The organism is Mycobacterium sp. IDUB_28, assembly GCF_055419285.1.
Map to the genome: position 1 here is coordinate 34,578 of NZ_JBVAXK010000014.1, position 17,850 is coordinate 52,427.

A 17,850-nucleotide genomic window follows, 5' to 3' on the forward strand; every position below is an offset into this window, starting at 1 on the left:
ACCTCTCCTTTAGTGCATACGCAGTTTCCGAGCCTGCATCACTTCGTAGGGATCAACGTCGATGTCGCCGGCCTCGTGGCCATCGTCAAGATCCCGGTAGGGGATCACCAACCGCTCAATGCCGTCGACATCATCGGTGAGGTAGGGCTCAGCGTGAACGTACTTCCAGTCTGGGACACCGTCAACGCAAACGTCCACCAGATCACCATGGTCGACTTCGTTGGCCGACACCGCTGCGGCGGGTCCGTATTCGTCCTCGACGGTGGGCAGGTATTCGTCGTCGAACCCGTCCACAGGCCCACCGAAGGCCGTTGCAGACACCGGGGGAGGCAGCGCTGCGCCGTCGGGGCCGCTGTCGGCCTGATTGTCGTCGTGGTCGTCATCCATCGTGGGAGAACGCACCGCGGTCATGGGCCGCACATAGTGGTCGCTGAGCGGGTCGAGGTCGGGTCGTTCTGAGGCCAGCACGATGGGTGATTGCCGGATCCGGGCGAACGACATCTCTTGCTGATCATCCTCGGGGTCATAACCGCGCAGCGCACTGTCGACGACGCGTCGCGGCCAGAAGCTGTCGACGTTGCGCAGCTCGGCGAGGATGGCGCGATCATGATCGGACAGCGCCGCCCATTGTTCGGCGGTCGCCGGAATCTTGGGGGTGTAGCAGGCCTGCATTTCCCGGAACGTCCCATCGGGCAGTTGCACGGTGCCGCGGCCCCGGATTCCCGGCTGCACCCGGGTGCCGGCCACCGCGTCGTTGAACATCATGATCGCGGCGTCTTTGGACCGCAGCCGCCCCATCGCCACCCGCAGGGCGGTGTTGTCGCGGGCCTCCCCGGAGATAAACATGGTGTCCGGTCGCTGGATCCCGATCGCCATGTGGATGCCGACCGCACGCGCGGTCCGCAACAGGATGCCGACGTCCTTGGTGGTGGGGGGAACGCCCTTTTCTTTGCTGGATTTGTAGGTGGTGAAGAACTCCGCCAGGGCTACCACCAGGTTGGAGAATTCGTCGGTGACGATGACGATCGGGTCGAAGTCATCGGCCCGGTTGGGGTTGATCTTGACCTGGGAGAGCCGCTCGCGCATGGTGTCGGCGATAAACCGCAGCGCCGCGGTGTGCCCGACCAAACCGTCCTCGTCAGTTCCCGCGGTCACCAGCGACACGTTGGGCCAGTCGCGAAGCCCGGGGGTGTCGAATCCTTTGGGGTCGATGAACACCAGGTTGGCGCCGATGCGGCGCGCCGCCTGGGTGGCCACGGTCATCAGCACCGAGGTCTTTCCTGAGGAGGTCTGACCGGCCACCAACATGTGCGGGGACTGCTTGAAATCCCACACGATCGTGTTCCCGTAGGCATCGACACCGAACGGGATGACCGTGTGCTTGTAGAGGGTGCGGATGCTCGCGCGCGTCACCGCGGCGAAGTCCAGCGGCGGGTCGACCATGGTCGGCAGCCCGGGGCTGCGCACGAATCTCACCCGCCGCGAGGCCATGCTCCATTCGGCTTCCCAGGAGCCGCCCAGCGCGTCGGCGACCATGCCTTCGATGACGCCGCGGCGGTAGGCCGAGCTGACGCGCAGGTTGTAGGCGAAACCAATGGTGAATTCCCGGATTCGCGCGGCGACCGCGTCGTTGACGGTGGACGCCGACCGCTGGGCCCGCTCTGCGTCGGCGCCGTGCACGGTATCGGCCGCCTCGTCCGTATCGGCGGTGTCGGTCGCTACAGCGGGGCGGGGCGCGGGTTCGTCGGTAACGGTGACGGCATGGATGTGGGCGGCGGCATCGAACCACGACGCCACCAGCGGGGCCAAGACGGATTCGGCGTCGACGACGGTGTCGGCTGCGGCGAGCACCGTTTCGGTGGCGGTCAGGGTGCGCGTCAGCGCGTCGTGGTCGAGCGTGTAGGTGCGTCCGGTGACCTGGTGCAGGATCGCGGCGAGCTCGGCGATCAGGTCCTCACCGATCGCGCTGGGATGCTGGCAGTAGAGCAGCGTGAGCACCTTCGCAAACGGTGCGCCGCCCCGCGGGTAACGCCGACGCGAGGGCCGCACCCGCCCCGAGCGCAGATCGGTCCACCCCAACGCTGGGGAGACCAGGAAGGTGACCTCGTTGATCGCTCGGGTGATGGCGCCCCGGGCACATGCCCACCGGGTGAACTGGACCAGCCCGTAACCCGATGCGCCGAGCAGCGCCACGAGTACCAGGCGTCCGGCGATGGTGGCCGCACCGGGGGCGGCCAGGCGCAGCAGGGATCCCCAGGCCGCCAGGGCCACGGCTACACCGGCCAGGATCAGGGGCACCGTGGGGTGTTGCTGGCCGGTCCAGCGCTGCCCGGGCCGCACGTGACCCAAAAATCCGGTGCGCACGCGGTGGTTGTGCCAGGCCAGCGCAACCGACCACAACGCCGCCACCGCCGCAGCCAGCAGGGGTGCTGCCACAAACATCACCCAGAACCAGCCCACTCCGACCCCGGCGATCACCGTGACCGGTCGCGTCGAGGGCGGCAGCAGATAGGTGCGTAGCGGGGAGGGGGTGTAGAGCAGCCGCGCGGCTGCGGGCCACAGCGTGGTGTAGCCGAACAATGCCGCAGCACCGATCCCGGCCAGGGCGAGCCACCGCCCCGAACCAGCGGCCTGCTTTTGCGCGGCGGCGCTCTCTGCGGGGATATAGGGGCGGTTGAGTTCGGCGCTGCTGGTGGCCCACGCCCGGGTCGACGACGCAGCTGCCGGGGTGGACTTGGTTGCCCCGCCACCAGTTTTCGGCGCCATCACCGACCCCCCGGGCCGGGGGGCTCGGTCACCGCTGCGGCGGGCAGCGGGAGCACATTGACCACTTTCCAGCCTTCGGCGGACAACTCCAGCCGGATCTCGATGTGCGACTCATCGCTGTAGGTGGCGCGAAACGCCGCCGCCCCGTCGCGCGCACTGACCGGGCCCTGCAGTGAGGTGAGTGTGGCCTGGGTGAGGTTGCGGATGTCGGTGAGTCGGTACTGCTCCATCAGCTGAGCCGACACATCGCCGTCGATGCGGGCCAGCCAATTGTCGCGATCACCGTTGGGGGAGCCGAAATTGGTGGCGAAGCGTTGCGCGACCTCGCGGGCGGCCTCGATCGAGGCCAGTTCCGGCGCCACGGTGGGCGCGGCGATTTGACCCACGTCAGGGTCTTCACCCCATTCGGTGGCCCCGCCCGGGCGCGGCGCCACCGCCGTCGCTGTGGAGGGGGCCGCCGCCGGCGGTGCGCTGTGATCGGCCGCGCCGTGGTGGCTGCTGTATTGCCAGAGCAGTCCGGCCATCGCCATCACCGCGGCCGCAGCGCCGAGCCGGACCCGCGGCGGGACCCGCCGCAGCCATGCGCGCAGCCACCACCACCGAGCCGCCAGTCTTCGGGTAATCATTCAGGTGATCCTTGTCTTGTTGTTAGAGAACACGTTTGATGACGACGAACCGGGTCGGAAACGGTGACAGCTTCACCGGGATACCGAAATCGGGTGCTTCGATGATGGTGCTCGGGTTGACCACCAGCGCGACGTGCCCAGGTCCTCGGGAGTCGGGATTCAAGAACACCACATCTCCGGGCTGCACCGCGGTGCGCGGCACGATCTGACCGAAATGGACCATGTCATAGGTCAAGTGCGGCAACACGATCCGATGTCCGGATCCTTGGTAGATCGCGAACAGCACCAGTCCCGAGCAGTCGAAGCCGCCGCCGCTGGGCCCGTTGATGGTGCCGCCGCCCCACACGTAGGGCAGCCCGATCTGCGCCTCGGCCGCGCGCACTGCGGCCACTCCTGCGGCGGTGCCTGGCGCAAGGTTGGCCGGGGGGGCGGCCGACGGGTTGCGTGCCACACCGCACACGTCACGGCCGCGGTCATCGGTGACGGTTCGCGGCGGCGCTGGCCGCCCGGAGGCGGCCTGGACCTCGCGCAGGTATTTGGCGTAGAAGATCTTTGCGCCGGCCACGAATTCGGCGTAGGCGTCGGGAAATGCCGAGCCCTGCACCGCCTGCGCGGCGACGGTAGGCGCCATGTTCTCCCAGCCGCCGATCTTGAGCAGCTTGGTGAAGAACTTCTGCGCAGCCACCCCGGGGGTCATCAGATCCCGCAGCGGACCCCACCAGGGCTGCTGCTGCATGATGCCCACCGAGAGGTGGTCGTGACCGACTCCTTCATGCGGAATCTGCAGCGACTCAGGCACATTGGAGTTCGCCAGGTTCCGCAGCCCGGACTCTTCCATGCCGACCGCCAGCCCGATGATGATGCCTTTTTCGGGCACTTTCATCTGCAGGCCGGCAGCGATGACGGCTTTGCCGTTGTTGACCGGCCCGGGCCCGAACGACACACCGGTGTCGGCGCTGATCCCCTGAGATTGCAGCTGCTGCTGGCACTGCGGTGTCTGCAACGCCGTCGCCGGCACCGCCGCACCCCCGGCGAACAGCACGAACAGCACCAGCAGCCCGGTGAGCAGGAATGGCGCCAGCAGCGCCAACCCCGCATAGATCGTGCGCCGGCGCGCCCACACCGCCCGGATCAGGGTGACCCACTCCATCGGCTCCATCGCTGCAGCCCCGGGCCTAGGCGGCCTCAGAGAGCGCGTGGCGGCCCGAGCCCGCGCCGCCGCCGTCGCCGCGGGCGGCCCGATAAATGCGCATCGCCTCAGACAGGCGGTCCGCAACGCGGCTGCGGTCGCTGTCTGTCGCCACCGGTTCGGCCGGTTGCGGTGCGCGCGGCGCGGAGGCCGCCTGGCCCGCCGCGTCACCACCCTGGGCGGATCCGCTCGCGCCGGCGGGTGATCCCGAGGCGGGATTATCGACGGACACCGGGCCCTGCGGGGAGTCGTCACCGCCGTCGCCGCCGTCACCGCCGGTCGTGCGCGAGGAATCCGATTCCGGGTCGATGCGGCCGGCATCGCGCTTGTTCGCGCCGCCGCCGCGGCCGCGCCCGCCGAGCAGATCGTTCTTCAGCCGCGACAGGTCGGCGCCTTTGGATAGCCAGCTACGCCCGGACCCGCCGGCAGCCCCGCCACCGATTTTGGCGGCCATCGTGTCGCGCTGGCGATCCAGGATGCGTCGCAGCGGCCCGAAGAACGCGAAACCCAGCGCGAGCACCAGCGCGGTCATGAACAGCGACTCGATGGCGTTGTTCGACTCTTTGAACACCTGATCCAAGATCGCGTTGTAGCCGCCGAAGGCCGCGGTGTAGATCACCATCGCCGCGTACGCCATTGCGCAGTCCAGCAGCGTTTTCCAGGCGAAGGTCTGCGGCGCCCCCGGGATCACCCCGATCGCGAACGCGGGCGGCGCCAACGCGGCATACACCATGGCCTGCACCGCCGCCCGCACCACGTGCCAGGCGAAATAGCAGGCGAAGGCCACCAGGATTGCCGCCAAAAGGCCGCACACGCTCAACGACACCAAGAACGCCGCCGGGTTCCCCATCGACTTGTCGTGCATTTGCTTGCCTTTTTTGGCGTCGCACCCCTCGATATCGTCTTTGAGTTCATCTCCGCGGCCGGTCTTGATTCCTTTCGACCACGCTTCCTTGCATTTACGGGAAATGGAGTCGCTGACCACCCCGAAATTGATCATCTGCGTGGGTGACCGCAAGAATCTGTCAGCCAGCTTGGACACCATGTCGTCGACGTTGGCCTTGCCACCCTGATCTGCCATGGCTCCGTCGGACACCGTCGCGGCGATCTGCAGCCCGGTGTCGCGCCCCTTGGCCAACAACCCGTCCGACCCGATCAGCTCGGCCAACGGATTTGCGAAAACCGTTGCCGCAATACCGATCATCAGCATCCCCATCGCAATGTTGGAGAACGCCTTGGCGGTCCTACCGGCCAACGCCGTGCACACCACGATGATCGCGAGCACCGCGACGGCGGTGGCGGTCAGCCCGAATCGCTGCATCGCCGAATCCACCCCGTGGCCGATCTTGGTGAAAGGGCCGGTGAACAGCGCGAGCCACGAAAATCCGAGCACCATTTTGATCAGCCACAGCGCGGTCGCGGTCACACACAGATAAACCTCGTACGCGACGGAATCGACGAGGGCGAACATTTTAGCCGGCGGATCATCCCAGCCACCCTGATTAAGCGTCAGGGTGTATTTAGCGACCGGAACACCATCGGAATCTTTGATACCCATCCACGAAATCAGCGCATCGCCGCCACCAGTGTCAGCGCCAGTACCTGGGTCCGCGCCCGCCTGGGCGGCGCACACCACCACCAGCAGCAGACCGAGGACCACCAGGACGGTGAACCGTCGGTGGCGCCCCATCCAGCGCAACGCCACCGCCGGCGTCCAGCTCCGCGCCCAGCACTGCCACAGCACCAAACGCTCTGCCGCGCAGGCTATCCCGGCGCTCACCAGCGCCCCTGAGCGTCACACATCGCCGCCGACGCTTCGCGGTGACGTTCGTAGAACCGCCGGGCCTCGCCCAACCGCCCCGCGTAGGTGTCGGGCAGTGCCGAATGCATCACCGCCGAGGCGACCTGCTGCGGCGCCATCGCCTGCCAGCCTTCGATCCCGCGCATAGCGGTGAACCATTTACGCGCGGCGGTATCCGGCGACATCAGCTCGACCGCAGTGCCCCACTGCTCGTTGAGCGCCAGGATGCCCACCGCTCGGTGATCGGCGGCAAGTCCATCGTGGGGCAGGCTCAGCGTCTCGGGCACGCTGGGATTGGCGAGGTTACGCAAGCCGGTTTCCTGCAGGGCCACGGCCAAGCCGATGACAATGCCGTCGGCGGCAATGTCGAGGGCGGCGCCCGCGCGGATCACCGCTTCACCGTTGCCGTCGGGCCCCGCCGCGACGGCGCGACATTGCACCACACTCGACGCTGGGACGCCCGGCAACTCCCAGCTCGCCACCAGCAGCACACTGAGCACCACGGCCAGCGCAGACATCGACACCACGACAGCCCGGCGCGACGAGCCGAATACCGGCGGCGGCGAAATCACGTGACGTTTCATGACATTGGTTCCCTGTGTCTCAGGCGACTTCGGTGTGTTCCGGGGGAGTGGTGCTCATCGCTTCGCGCCGCACCAGCGACGAGGGGCCAAGAACCTTGATCCGCCCGATCGCGCCGCGCGCGTCCTTCATGTAGCCCTCGCCCTCGCGGCCGCGCACCACCTTGCTGTCGGCGCCTTTGGGTGAGGTGTTGGTGGTCAGATCGCGCACGATGTGCGGGTTCTTCTCCGGGTCGATGCCCAGCCATTTCAGGGACCGCTTGGCCAGGGTCTCGTCGCGGTGGCGCATCACGATCCGCATCGGGATCAGATCCAGCGCCGTTCCGGCGGGGTAGTCATTGACGGGGTCGTGGCTGCCCAGGATCAGCGAGATGTTGTCTTTGCGGCCGTCGCGGGCCAGCCGCGCGGTCCGCGCCAACCCGGTGGACGTCGAGGTGACGTGATAGGCCTCATCGAGGGCAACCGCGGCGGGGCGGGCCTTGTTCAGTTGAAACGCTTGGCGCCCCAACTCCATCGACAACCCGTAAATGGCGCGCCCGAACACCTTGCTGGGGCTCAGCGCTTCGCGGCCGGCGACCTCCTCACCGGTGGGCACTTCGACCCGGTTCGTGCGGATGACGATGCCCTCGGTGTTCAGGTCCAGCGACGGCAGGTTGGGGTCGAACAGGGCAGCGGCGTAGCGCCGCCCCGACCAATACGCCAGGTGGCGGTGCAGCTCGTCCCACCCCGACGGCAACGCCTTCCCATCGGGCAGTGCCCCGCGGTCAGCTCCGCGCGCCAGCACCGCAAGCAGATCCGGGATCGACCGCACCCCCCATTCCGGGCGCAGCACCTCACCCAACGTCATGCCCATCGGCGAGTTGGCTTCGCATTCGAACAGCGGCGTGAGCAGCTCCACCGCGGCATCGACACCGATATCGGCGGCGAAAGTCCGCAACGGATCCATCGACCATTGCGGCCGCATCAAGTCGATGATCGCGTGGCGGGCCAACGTCGCCGCCGGGCGCGCGTATTCACCGGAGTCGGTGCGGTCGATGGCCAGAAACTGGCCGCCGATATCGACCAGGTGAAACAGCATGTACATGATCAGCCAGGTTTTGCCCGCCCCCAATTCACCGGCGATCGCGATCGCCGAGGACGCGTCTTTGAGCGGCTCGCGCCACCACTCGAGATGCACGGGCTGGTTGCGCCGCCCCGACAAGTTCAGCGCGATGATCGGGCCTTGGGCATCACCGACCGCATTGGTCGCGCACGGCACACTGGCCGCGGCGTACTCGCTGATGGTGACGTGGGAGAAGTCCGCGACGACCCGCAGGTTGGCGCCGCCGGGATTCATCGCGGCCCACAGCTCACGCTGCCCGCCCAGCGGCGCCACCACCTTGATGCGGTTACGTTCGAACGCCTGCACCAGCTTCAGGGCGCCGTCCTCGCATTCGGCGCGCGTGCTGGCCGCGATCGCGAACACCGGGCACAACGCCACCTCGATCTCGTCGTCGTTGGTTTCCAGGTGCGCGTTGTACTCCCCGAGCAGCAACGCCTGCTCGGACAAGGTGTCCTGGGCGAACGACACCTCCAGGTCACGCTCACCGACCTGCTCATTGAGCCGGCGCAGGTTCTTGGTGTTACGGGCGATCGCCTGCTCGCGGCTGGTCTTATTCACCCGCACCGCCCAGTCGACATCGAATCCGTCGACGCGATCAGCGATGGTGAAAAACTCCGAGCCCGGAAATTGCAGCCCCTCCAACGGCAGCGCTTCAATCGCCAGCAGCGTCTGCCACGATGCGCACGCCCCGACGTGAGCAAGACGGCTGATTTTGACCAGCGGCGCAAAGCTATTGGGCCGCCACCGCTTGTCGGGGCGGCGGCGCTCACCCTCGTCGAACTCGGCGGCCGAAAACGCCCCGGCAGCAGAGGCCACATTGGACAGCACCGGAGTCGGAAACACCTGGGGACCGGTGCCCCGTGACAGCGCGTGATTCCACAGCCACACCATCTGCGCCGCGGTCAACGGCTGCGGGGCAAACACCGCCGGCAGACGCGACACGATCTGGGCAGCCAGCGCCGCTGCTTTGCTCATTTCCGCGTGCTCGCGGTGCGTTGAGCGCCGAGCACCCGCGCCCCAGCCGGTCAGGTCAGCCACCACATCGGCGTCGGTGACCGGAAAGGAGACAATGAAGATCCGCTCCGAGGCGCGCACGGTGGAGGAGAAGAATTCGTGCTTTCCTTCGCACTCTTCGCGCCACATCGGATGAGTCGCCACATCGGTTCCCGACAAGGCCCGCGCCAGGATCTCGTCAGGGTTCATCGCCGCGACGATCCCGGCGATAACTGCATTGTTGGGCAGCACCCGCAGCAGGTTCTTGTGGTGAATCAGGGTGTCGTACTTGCGTTCTTCGCTGGTGTATCCGTAGGCCAATCCGGCCAGCCGGTAGTCCGCCCAGATGGAGCCATCACGCATCCGGCGCAGGTTGCCCATCACCGACACCGTGGGCTGCAAATTGTGGTCGAGCTGACTTGCCATCAGAAGGTCTCCTCACATCCATTGCGGGGTGGTCGGCGTCAGCCGAACAGCTCGGCGGCAGTGCTGCATTCGCGGCCGAACAAGTCATCCCAGTCCCGCTCCATATCGCGCTGCGGGGCCGACGACTGACGTGCTGATCCCCGCAGCATCGGCGGGGGCGCCGGCTCTGCCAGAGCGTCGAGGATGGTGATGTCCGGGCGCACCGCGGACAGCGTCGTCATCGCCTGGTGCGCCTCGCCGCCACTGACACTGACCGGGCCGGTGTACAGGCGCATGATCCGGTGCACACGTGTACCGAACTTCACCGGCGAGTACGGCATCCGCCGCATCGCGGCCACTGCCACCGCCGTCGAGCCGACACCGACCAGTCCGGTCAGCAACGGCTGCCCCAGGCGCGGCAACATGAACAACGTGAACAACACACCGCCCACCAACGCGACTAGCTCGGGAATCGGATACGGCCCCCCGGGCAGCTTCCACCGGCCGTCGAACTTGGCGATGACAATCCGGACCCTGCTCGCCCGCGTGTACCACTTGGCGACAAACATCGAAGCCCTTATCGGGTTCCGTTGGTCAGGCCGCCGACAGTGTCTTTTGACACCACACCCAGCGACGGCAACGACCCGACCAGACCGATCAGCACCACACCGATCACGAGCGTCTTGAGCGCCGCGGTCTTGTTCCTGCCGACGAAATAATGGGCCGCCGCAACCAGCGCAGTACCGCCCATCAGCAGGTAGACCGCGAACGTGATTCCCTGGTTCTTCAGGTTGGCTCCGACATCCCAAATCGGGGCCGCAACCGTGCTCACATGTGCGGCCGCATTCGCGGCGACACCATCGAGCAGCATGGGCGTAATCGTGGTGATCATCTCTCAGTTCCTCCTACCGTGGTGGGTGCATAGATTCGCGTGGTCGTCGTCGTTGTCGGGGTCGTCTCCGCCGTCGTCGGCGAACCACCCGAGCCCGACTGGGCGGGCGCGGCGATACTGGGTGCGTCGTTGAGCCGATCGACCTGCCAATGCCCGGCAGCGACCGACATCACGAGCGGGAAATCCATCGGCAGCTCCACACCACTGGCGGTCTGCAAAATTGCGCGCGCGGTGACCTCGATACCGTCGGCCTTGGGAGGCACGGTCTGCGCCGTGGCCGCCTCGGAATTGGTCTGCATCTGCTCGATCGAGATCGCGGTGAACCGGGGTGGCCGCTCGGCGGTCAATGTCGATCCGGCCACCACGTACGGCGCGATTTCTCCCTGGCCGGTCAACAGCGCGGCAAGGAACCCCGACACGGTCCGATACACCGGCCGATCTTCGGCCACAAGGGTCTGCGTCCCCAGCTGCACCGCGCGACCCGGCAACCGGTCGGGACGGGCGTGGGGGAGGGTGAATGCCCGCAACAAGTTCTGCTCGTCGGCAGAGATATCGACTTGCAATTTCACGGCCACCATCGACACCGCATTGGCCGCCTTGGGGATCTCGGCATCCACCAGAACCGAGTACGTCTGAAAACCGTCCCGAGACACACCGGGAAGACATGACGACGCCCGCAACGCGCGCCCACCGGCGGGCACCGCCGACGCCGGGAAGTCGCCGTCGTAGAACCGCTTGATCGCGGTCTTGTTGGTCGGGTCTTTCAGGTACACGTCGACGTAGCGAGCCGCGAAGGCCGCCACGTAGGTCAGCTGGTCACGCTCGGCCGTTGCATCGACCGCAGCGGGTCGGTTCGCGACGAGCACCAGCACCGCCGCGATCAGCGGCAGGTAGCTGATCATGATGAACCCCAGAAACTTCGCGGTGCCACGCGCACGAAGCTCGTCGGCGCGCAGGGAATCTCCTCGCGCGAGTCGCAAACACACCGACTGCAACAGCCGGTCCAGGGCGCGGCTCAGCACGCCGCACCCATCCCTGTTGCCAGGGTGTCCCACAGTTGGGCGGCGGCGGCACGGTTGTTGACGATGTGGGTGACCAGCGCCAGGGACTTCGCTTCATCCAAGGGGTCGGCGCGCAGCAGGTCCATGAGGTCGCGCAGCTGGTCGGCGTAGGCGCGCACGGCTGTGGTGGTGCGGCGGATCGGCTGCGCCATCGGCGGGGCCTCCTGAAGAGTGGCGTGGGGGACGCCCTCTTATGGGGGGTAAAACGCCGATTTCGCGACATCCGCATGCATAACGAATTGGTAACGCATACGCGGTGATGCCTTCGCGATGACATTGCGTGTTCGCTGAAAGGCTTGACGCGGGAATTACGCTCGGTTTCGACGAGCCCCCCGGCGAGGAGAGGAAAACCGAGCGTCCTCCACGCCTCGCCTTAGCTTGACAACCTATGCGCCGCCCGCATCACCGCATATGCGCCGAGGGCACCAGGGGTCAAATCCTTTCCGCATCCGCCCCGACGCGCCTCCATCACACCAGCAGCACCCCGCCAGCGCACCAGCTAGCACACGAGTTGGACACCCGCAGCAGCGCACTCCACCCCGAATCGCCGCCGGCCAACACCACAGCAACAGCCGACACCACCACACACCGAATTCGTGACAACCCGGTTGTCAACCCCAAAAGCCCTGTTCGCCACTCTCAGATGTGATGCACATCACACTGCTGTAGGTGGGTTGACAACCCTCCCAGCAACCACTGCGACAACCGCCGCAACAACACCCACCGATTCCATGAGCGCGTCATCCCCTCGCGACGCCAAGGAATCCAATGAACATCTGGGACCAACTCGCCCACCAAGCCCACACCCTGCTCACCCGCCCCCGCCGCACCGACCTCACCCCGGCGGTGACCCTCGTCCAATCCCTGCACCCACACAACCCGCACACTCCCGCAGCGATCTGCGCCCACCTCGACACCGCCACCACCGTCCTGCCGACCCTCGCCCGCTACGCCCGCAACGGCGACCCACACGCCCTCCTGATGGCAGCAGTGCTCATGCGCCACCCCCTGCGCCGCATCGCCGACCTCGCCGACCCCGACGGCTACCACGCCAGCGACCGCGACGCCCGCGACAACGACACCCTCACCATCTTCTTCACCCTCATCCGCACCACCGCCGAACCCCACATCCTCACCGCCCGCTACCTCTACAACGCCACCCTGAACAAAGTGCTCGCCGCCCGCCCCCGCACCGGCACACCGGCAGCCGCAACCCGCGTCGACCCCCACGCCGCCATCCTCGACCGCACCGACCACGGCACCACCACCGACCGCACCGCCCACCTGCTAGCCCAGGCCCGAGACCACCGCATCATCACCGCCCTGGAATACCGCACCCTGGCCACGCTGTATCTCAACGCCGACATCTACAACCCCACCGCCGCAGCCCACGCCCTGGGCGCCAACACCGGCGCCGTCGAACGCCGCGCCCAACGGGCCATCCGTAAGCTGTGCACTCACTTCGAAACCGCCGCGACCGCAGCATGACAACCACCCGCCGCCGACTCGCAGCGTTCGCGGCATGCACCTGCCTCGCCATCCCCGCACCGGCAGCCGCCACCCCGAACCCACCGCCCTCCGATGGCTGTCCCGCGGTCGAAGCGATCGCCGTGCCCGGCACCTCCCAAACCAACCCACAGGCCGACCCCAGCAAGCCGGTCGGTGTCCTCGCCAACATCCTCGAACCGCTGCGACAGCATGTCCGCGTCCCGATGCTCACCTACTACACGCCCTACCCCGCCACCATCTTCGGCGGCACCGACGGCGGCGGCTACCTCGCCTCCAAGCAAGCCGGAATCGACAGCACCAACAACCGACTCCGCGCCGAAGCCAACCGCTGCGCCAAGACCACATTCCTTCTCACCGGATACAGCCAAGGCGCCGACATCGCCGGAGACGTCGCCGCAGCCATCGGCAACAACAAAGGCGTCATCCCACCGAGCCGACTGCTCGCCGTCGCCCTCCTCGCCGACCCATCACAGTCACCCGTCGGACAACCCACCATCGGCCTCAACCAACCCGGGATGGGCTTCGCCGGAGTCCGGACCGGAGGGTTCGGAGCACTCACCCAACGCAACAGCATCCTGTCCATCTGCGCCCCCCTCGACTACTACTGCAACCTCCCACAAGCCGACCTCGTCATGCGGTTCATAGGCCACCTCGGATCCCATCTCGACGCCTCCGACCCCGCCGGATCCGCCCAAAAACTCGCCACCATGTTCATGGCCGGCCTGGTCGCCCCCGCCGCCGCCGCCATCAACCAAATCCTCCAACTCGTCAACGACCGCGACCTCATCCCCAACCTCATCCACCGCGGCATCGCCTTCGCCGCCGCGCTAGCCCAACAACTGTTCTGGCTCGCCGGCCCCCAAGTCGCCGCCACCGCCACCGACCTCGTCAACACCGCAACCCAAGTGATCAACCTCGTCCAATCACGAGCCTGGACCGCCATCCCCGCCATGATCACCGCCATCGCCACCAAAGCCGCCGCAGTCGGTAACGCACTGACCCAAATGCGCGACAAAACCTCCCAAATCAACGTCAGCGGCTTCGGCCCGCTCGGCACCGGACTGTCCCACCCCGGCCCCGACCAAGCCAGCCTGATCAACATCGTCATCAACGCCATCACTGTCGCCACCGGAGGGATCTCCACCGCCGCCACGGGAATCTTCGGCCCCACCTTCTCCCAATTCACCGCCGCCACCGTGGCCACCGCCCTCAAGCACTACGCCGAATTCATCAAGGGCGATTTCCACAACAACTACGACGCCACCCGCCTGGACTCCGCCGGCCACACCGGCACCCAACTCGTCCAGCGCTACTTCTTCAACCACGTCAGCAAATTGCTCTAACCCGCCACGCAGAACACCTGCTACAAACCCGCCCAAGACCACACTTCGAACGGACAGGACACCCACCTTCATGGACTACCAACTCTGGCTGCAACGAGACGACACCGGAACCGTCAACCTCACCGGATGGTCTGAAAACAACGCCAGCAGCCACGTCGAACACTGGCCCACCTACCCGCTGTGCCAACACCTCGACCAACTACCCACCCGACTCACCGAACTCGGCCTGCAACCCGACATCGGCTACAACATCGCCGACCTCGAGAAAAACTGGGACGTCTACCTCACCCACCCCAACCTCACCACCCTGCGCGCCACCCTCGAACACACCGCGGCACCCCGCTAAGACAGGAAAGAAGCCCGGTGTCCACGAAGTGCGCGACAATGACTCCCGTGCATCTCCACCCAGACACCACATGGCACCCCAGCTCGCAGTTACAGCCGCAAACCGCAAGCCCACCGCACACGGGCGCCACCCACCCAGAAGGAACGCCGTGTTCCGAACCCTAATCACCGCGGCACTAGTCACCGCTGTGGCCACACAGCTCCTCGGAACCAGCCCGGAAATCGCATTCGCCTACGCCCTGGTCCTCACCGCGACCCTCTGGTACCTCTGGCCGCTACTGCGCCTGGCCGCACGAACTCTCCCACGCACCCGCCGCCGCACGCACCGTTCCCCGGCCACACCCGCACCCCGCCTGACGCAGATCAACCATCACCACCACTACTACGGCCAACTCCCAGTCCCCCAGCCGCAGCCCAACCGCGCATTCCTGGCCCTACCCCGACGAAGCGAACAACAGATCGCCCACGACGCCATCTACAACACCATCGACGAACAACCATGACCACCGACCAGAACCACCCCACCGATCACGGTTGGGAACATCGCCGGCTCATCCTGGCCTCGCTCGCGCCGCGCACCACCACCCGACCCGCCCGCCACAGCCAGCCCCAGCCCGATGACCCCGGCACCGACGACCCGGCCCCCAAACCCGGCCTACTCACCCGCAGCTTCCACGCCTCCACACGAGCGGCCCTCGCGACCGGCCGCCAATTCAACAAACGCGTACCACCCGACCGGCGCACCCACACCGCCGTCATCACCGCCGCCGCAATCGTCCTGCTGCTCGTCGCCCTCTCCGCAATCAACTACATCACCACCGACGTCAACCCGCCGCCGAATACCACCGCCGCCACCGCAGCGCCGCCGCCACCAACAACCCAGACCCCGCTGCGCCGCGACACCATCCTCAACGGCGTCACCGCGACTGACCTATGCCCCCGCGACGCCAACTACGCCGACGCCAACAGGGCCTTCGACGGCGACTTCGCCACCGCCTGGATCTGCACGCGCGCCAACAACAAAGACGGACAAACCATCCAAGTCAACTTCGGCCGCCAGGTCACCCTCACTCAGATCCGGGTAATCGGCGGCTTCGACGCCACCGCTCCCGACGGCACCGACCAATGGCCCAAACACCGCATCGTCACCGAACTTGAAGCATGGTTCCCCAAAGACCTCAAACGCGACCCCGCCACCATCGACACCGGCGGAGCCCGCGACTGGCGCTACATCACCCTGAACCCACCCGCCACCGTCAGCAAGCTCCTGATCCGCATCAAGACAACCTCCGAACCACCACAACCACCCACCCCGACAAGCCAAACTGCAGCAGCAACCCCCGACGAAGTCACCACCGTCGCCATTAGCGAGGTCCAATTCATCGGCACCGAAGTAGTGCCCGGCTCCGGACCATAAACGCCAGGTCCCTCAGCGCTCACGACGCGGCTTTCTCACGACCACCAGCTAGGTATCGGCTCTAGCCCTTCGTCGGCCAGCCTTGACGTAGCGTTCGAGCGCCTGACGAACCACATCGCTCACGGACTCGTCTTGCGTGGCGGCGATCTGCTGCGCCTCTAGGTACAGCTCGTCGGGTATCCGAAAGGACCGGAGCGGGGTTCGTGGCGCATTCGGCATAGGTGTCATTACACCAGTCTCTTAATCAGGGCCACTACCTCGGCGCAATCACGGCAGTTGTCGTTAAAACCCGGATGGGAAACGGGGTTGTCAGCCGTGTAGCGGATACCGCAGCGCGGGCAGTCTCGCCGTCTTTGCTTGAGCGGTACGCCGTAGCTGTCCCTGAGGTCGTCAGGTGGAACGTAGTCGCGAATGTGACCGCGCACCAGGTGGAACTCCGGCTTGAAACAGGCACCCGTGGGGCGCGGCTTTTGCCGGCCGGGCAGCATTTCCGGCGTCACGTCGAAGATGCTGATGGCGATCGTCATGCGCCCGCGCGCTCGTATCGAGGGCGCTCGATCGGCTCGCGCAGATCCGTTACCCAAACGTCCCGTAGTGGATTGACCCTCGCCAACTGCGACCGGCCGTAGCGATCCATCTGGTCTTCGTGAGTCATGCACGTGGACCATTCGCAGTACCGGCATGTCCACCAGTCTTCGCGGGCGAGCCTCGGATAGACACCCGCCTTGGCGCAGTCGGGGCACGTCAAAAAGCGGAAACCTCTGCGCATCAGATCACCACCGCGCCCGCGAAGGCGGTGCAGACGCCAAGTTCGTCTGGGTAGCGCAGCAACAGCGTGAGCGTTTCTGCCATCTCTCGGGTGACGTAGCGGAGTTCAGACCCGACCCGGACCTCGATCAGATCTGCGCGGCGCTGTTCGGCGTAGCGGCTGCGTTCCGTCGCGCTAAGACGCACTGGCGCGTAGAGCGCCTCGGCCTCGGCCCAATTAGCGACCAGCGTCCACCCTTGGGACTCACCGAATTCGATGGCTTCCACGCGCGTTGCGAAGTCGCCGCCATACCAGCCCAAGGGACGGGTGCGTCCGAGCGTGTGAGGGGTTCGCTTACTGATGGTCCATTCACCATTTGCAGATGGGTCACTGCGTCCGGTAGCGCGACGGACCGTGAACCAAGTAGGTGCCTCGGCCATTGGTCACGCCTCCTTCTGCGCGAGATAACGGGCCGCAGCCTTGTCGACGCGGCGTAGGTGGGGTTTGCCTGACTTGGTGTTGCATTCGGTGTCGACCGACGCGCCGCACCGCGGGCAGTCATAGCCCTGCGCAAGGCGATTGAGCGCTTCGCTGCTGCCGTTGTTCCTTCGGGTGTACATACACCAATGGTATCTGGTGTTATGACACCGAGCAAGGTTTGGTGTAGATACACCACCGTTAGTAAGGGTTATGACACCAACGATGAATGTTGTTCGGTGAGTGGGACATCCGAACGCCCCTATCACACGGGCAGGCCCCGGCGGCGTTTGTGCGAGCGCGTCGATCACGTAGCAACTGAGGCGGGCAATCTCCCGCCGGTCCCTTGCGAAATGGCATGCACGCTGGCTGGCCGACGGCGAAGTTGGGCTCGGGGCAAGCCAAGCCACCGGCGAGAACGCAATACCACCATCACCACAATGTAGGGTCCACATCTCTACATGGCGTAGGATCGTAAGCCATGCACGGGCATGGGGGCCGACAGATCGCGTATGAGCAAACCACATGGCCCGGGCGGACGCTCAGGACGGACAGAGTTGCTGCCCTACTCGGTATCCAGCCCGCATCGTTGCAT

18 protein-coding genes are annotated in these 17,850 nt (G+C 66.2%); 5 read left to right on the top strand and 13 right to left on the bottom strand.

All coding sequences use genetic code 11. The annotated features are described in order from the left end of the window. Positions 1-9: 9 nt before the first annotated feature. From ACZYZ9_RS23520 to ACZYZ9_RS23565, 10 genes are read right to left on the bottom strand one after another with little or no spacing between them, the layout of a single operon-like run. Positions 10-2,766, bottom strand: coding sequence for an FtsK/SpoIIIE domain-containing protein (locus ACZYZ9_RS23520; RefSeq protein ID WP_273437410.1), 2,757 nt, complete (start codon positions 2,764-2,766; stop codon positions 10-12). Further along, positions 2,766-3,392 (bottom strand): hypothetical protein, encoded by a 627-nt coding sequence (locus ACZYZ9_RS23525; protein WP_133437139.1) that lies wholly within the window; start codon positions 3,390-3,392, stop codon positions 2,766-2,768. Before ACZYZ9_RS23525 ends, ACZYZ9_RS23520 begins: the two co-directional genes overlap by 1 nt. A gap of 22 nt (positions 3,393-3,414) precedes the next feature. Then, complete coding sequence (locus ACZYZ9_RS23530) at positions 3,415-4,551, bottom strand: C40 family peptidase (RefSeq protein ID WP_306255841.1); 1,137 nt, start codon at positions 4,549-4,551, stop codon at positions 3,415-3,417. A 16-nt stretch (positions 4,552-4,567) separates the two neighbouring features. Continuing rightward, positions 4,568-6,361, bottom strand: coding sequence for a hypothetical protein (locus ACZYZ9_RS23535; protein WP_240751282.1), 1,794 nt, complete (start codon positions 6,359-6,361; stop codon positions 4,568-4,570). Continuing rightward, complete coding sequence (locus tag ACZYZ9_RS23540) at positions 6,358-6,966, bottom strand: hypothetical protein (protein WP_133437142.1); 609 nt, start codon at positions 6,964-6,966, stop codon at positions 6,358-6,360. Before ACZYZ9_RS23540 ends, ACZYZ9_RS23535 begins: the two co-directional genes overlap by 4 nt. Before the next feature lie 19 nt (positions 6,967-6,985). Beyond that, positions 6,986-9,484 carry an ATP-binding protein gene (locus ACZYZ9_RS23545; protein ID WP_133437143.1) on the bottom strand — a complete coding sequence of 833 codons (2,499 nt, stop codon included), beginning with the start codon at positions 9,482-9,484 and terminating at the stop codon, positions 6,986-6,988. Positions 9,485-9,522: 38 nt separating this feature from the next. Further along, complete coding sequence (locus tag ACZYZ9_RS23550; protein ID WP_133437144.1) at positions 9,523-10,032, bottom strand: hypothetical protein; 510 nt, start codon at positions 10,030-10,032, stop codon at positions 9,523-9,525. A gap of 8 nt (positions 10,033-10,040) precedes the next feature. Continuing rightward, complete coding sequence (locus tag ACZYZ9_RS23555) at positions 10,041-10,355, bottom strand: hypothetical protein (protein WP_133437145.1); 315 nt, start codon at positions 10,353-10,355, stop codon at positions 10,041-10,043. Then, positions 10,352-11,377, bottom strand: a complete 1,026-nt coding sequence (locus tag ACZYZ9_RS23560) for a hypothetical protein (RefSeq protein ID WP_133437146.1) — start codon at positions 11,375-11,377, stop codon at positions 10,352-10,354. Before ACZYZ9_RS23560 ends, ACZYZ9_RS23555 begins: the two co-directional genes overlap by 4 nt. After that, complete coding sequence (locus ACZYZ9_RS23565) at positions 11,371-11,568, bottom strand: hypothetical protein (RefSeq protein WP_133437147.1); 198 nt, start codon at positions 11,566-11,568, stop codon at positions 11,371-11,373. Before ACZYZ9_RS23565 ends, ACZYZ9_RS23560 begins: the two co-directional genes overlap by 7 nt. 616 nt (positions 11,569-12,184) lie before the next feature. On the opposite strand from ACZYZ9_RS23565, the gene ACZYZ9_RS23570 reads away from it, so the two are divergent. The 5 genes from ACZYZ9_RS23570 (at position 12,185) to ACZYZ9_RS23590 (ending at position 16,030) form a co-directional block, all read left to right on the top strand. Then, positions 12,185-12,904 carry a hypothetical protein gene (locus ACZYZ9_RS23570; RefSeq protein ID WP_133437148.1) on the top strand — a complete coding sequence of 240 codons (720 nt, stop codon included), beginning with the start codon at positions 12,185-12,187 and terminating at the stop codon, positions 12,902-12,904. Then, positions 12,901-14,268, top strand: coding sequence for a cutinase family protein (locus ACZYZ9_RS23575; RefSeq protein WP_133437149.1), 1,368 nt, complete (start codon positions 12,901-12,903; stop codon positions 14,266-14,268). The genes ACZYZ9_RS23570 and ACZYZ9_RS23575 overlap by 4 nt, the downstream gene beginning before the upstream one ends. A gap of 70 nt (positions 14,269-14,338) precedes the next feature. Then, positions 14,339-14,614 carry a hypothetical protein gene (locus ACZYZ9_RS23580; RefSeq protein WP_133437150.1) on the top strand — a complete coding sequence of 92 codons (276 nt, stop codon included), beginning with the start codon at positions 14,339-14,341 and terminating at the stop codon, positions 14,612-14,614. A 148-nt stretch (positions 14,615-14,762) separates the two neighbouring features. Beyond that, entirely contained in the window at positions 14,763-15,116 is a 354-nt protein-coding gene (locus tag ACZYZ9_RS23585; protein ID WP_133437151.1) for a hypothetical protein, read from the top strand. Beyond that, entirely contained in the window at positions 15,113-16,030 is a 918-nt protein-coding gene (locus tag ACZYZ9_RS23590; RefSeq protein WP_133437152.1) for a discoidin domain-containing protein, read from the top strand. Before ACZYZ9_RS23585 ends, ACZYZ9_RS23590 begins: the two co-directional genes overlap by 4 nt. A gap of 227 nt (positions 16,031-16,257) precedes the next feature. Here ACZYZ9_RS23590 and ACZYZ9_RS23595 read toward each other — a convergent pair whose 3' ends face one another. From ACZYZ9_RS23595 to ACZYZ9_RS23605, 3 genes are all read right to left on the bottom strand, one after another. Then, positions 16,258-16,557: a hypothetical protein gene (locus ACZYZ9_RS23595; protein WP_133437153.1), complete on the bottom strand. Its 300-nt coding sequence runs from the start codon at positions 16,555-16,557 to the stop codon at positions 16,258-16,260. 241 nt (positions 16,558-16,798) lie between these two features. Then, complete coding sequence (locus ACZYZ9_RS23600) at positions 16,799-17,065, bottom strand: hypothetical protein (RefSeq protein WP_133437154.1); 267 nt, start codon at positions 17,063-17,065, stop codon at positions 16,799-16,801. A gap of 156 nt (positions 17,066-17,221) precedes the next feature. Then, positions 17,222-17,398: a zinc finger domain-containing protein gene (locus tag ACZYZ9_RS23605; RefSeq protein ID WP_166460410.1), complete on the bottom strand. Its 177-nt coding sequence runs from the start codon at positions 17,396-17,398 to the stop codon at positions 17,222-17,224. Between the last annotated feature and the right edge of the window lie 452 nt (positions 17,399-17,850).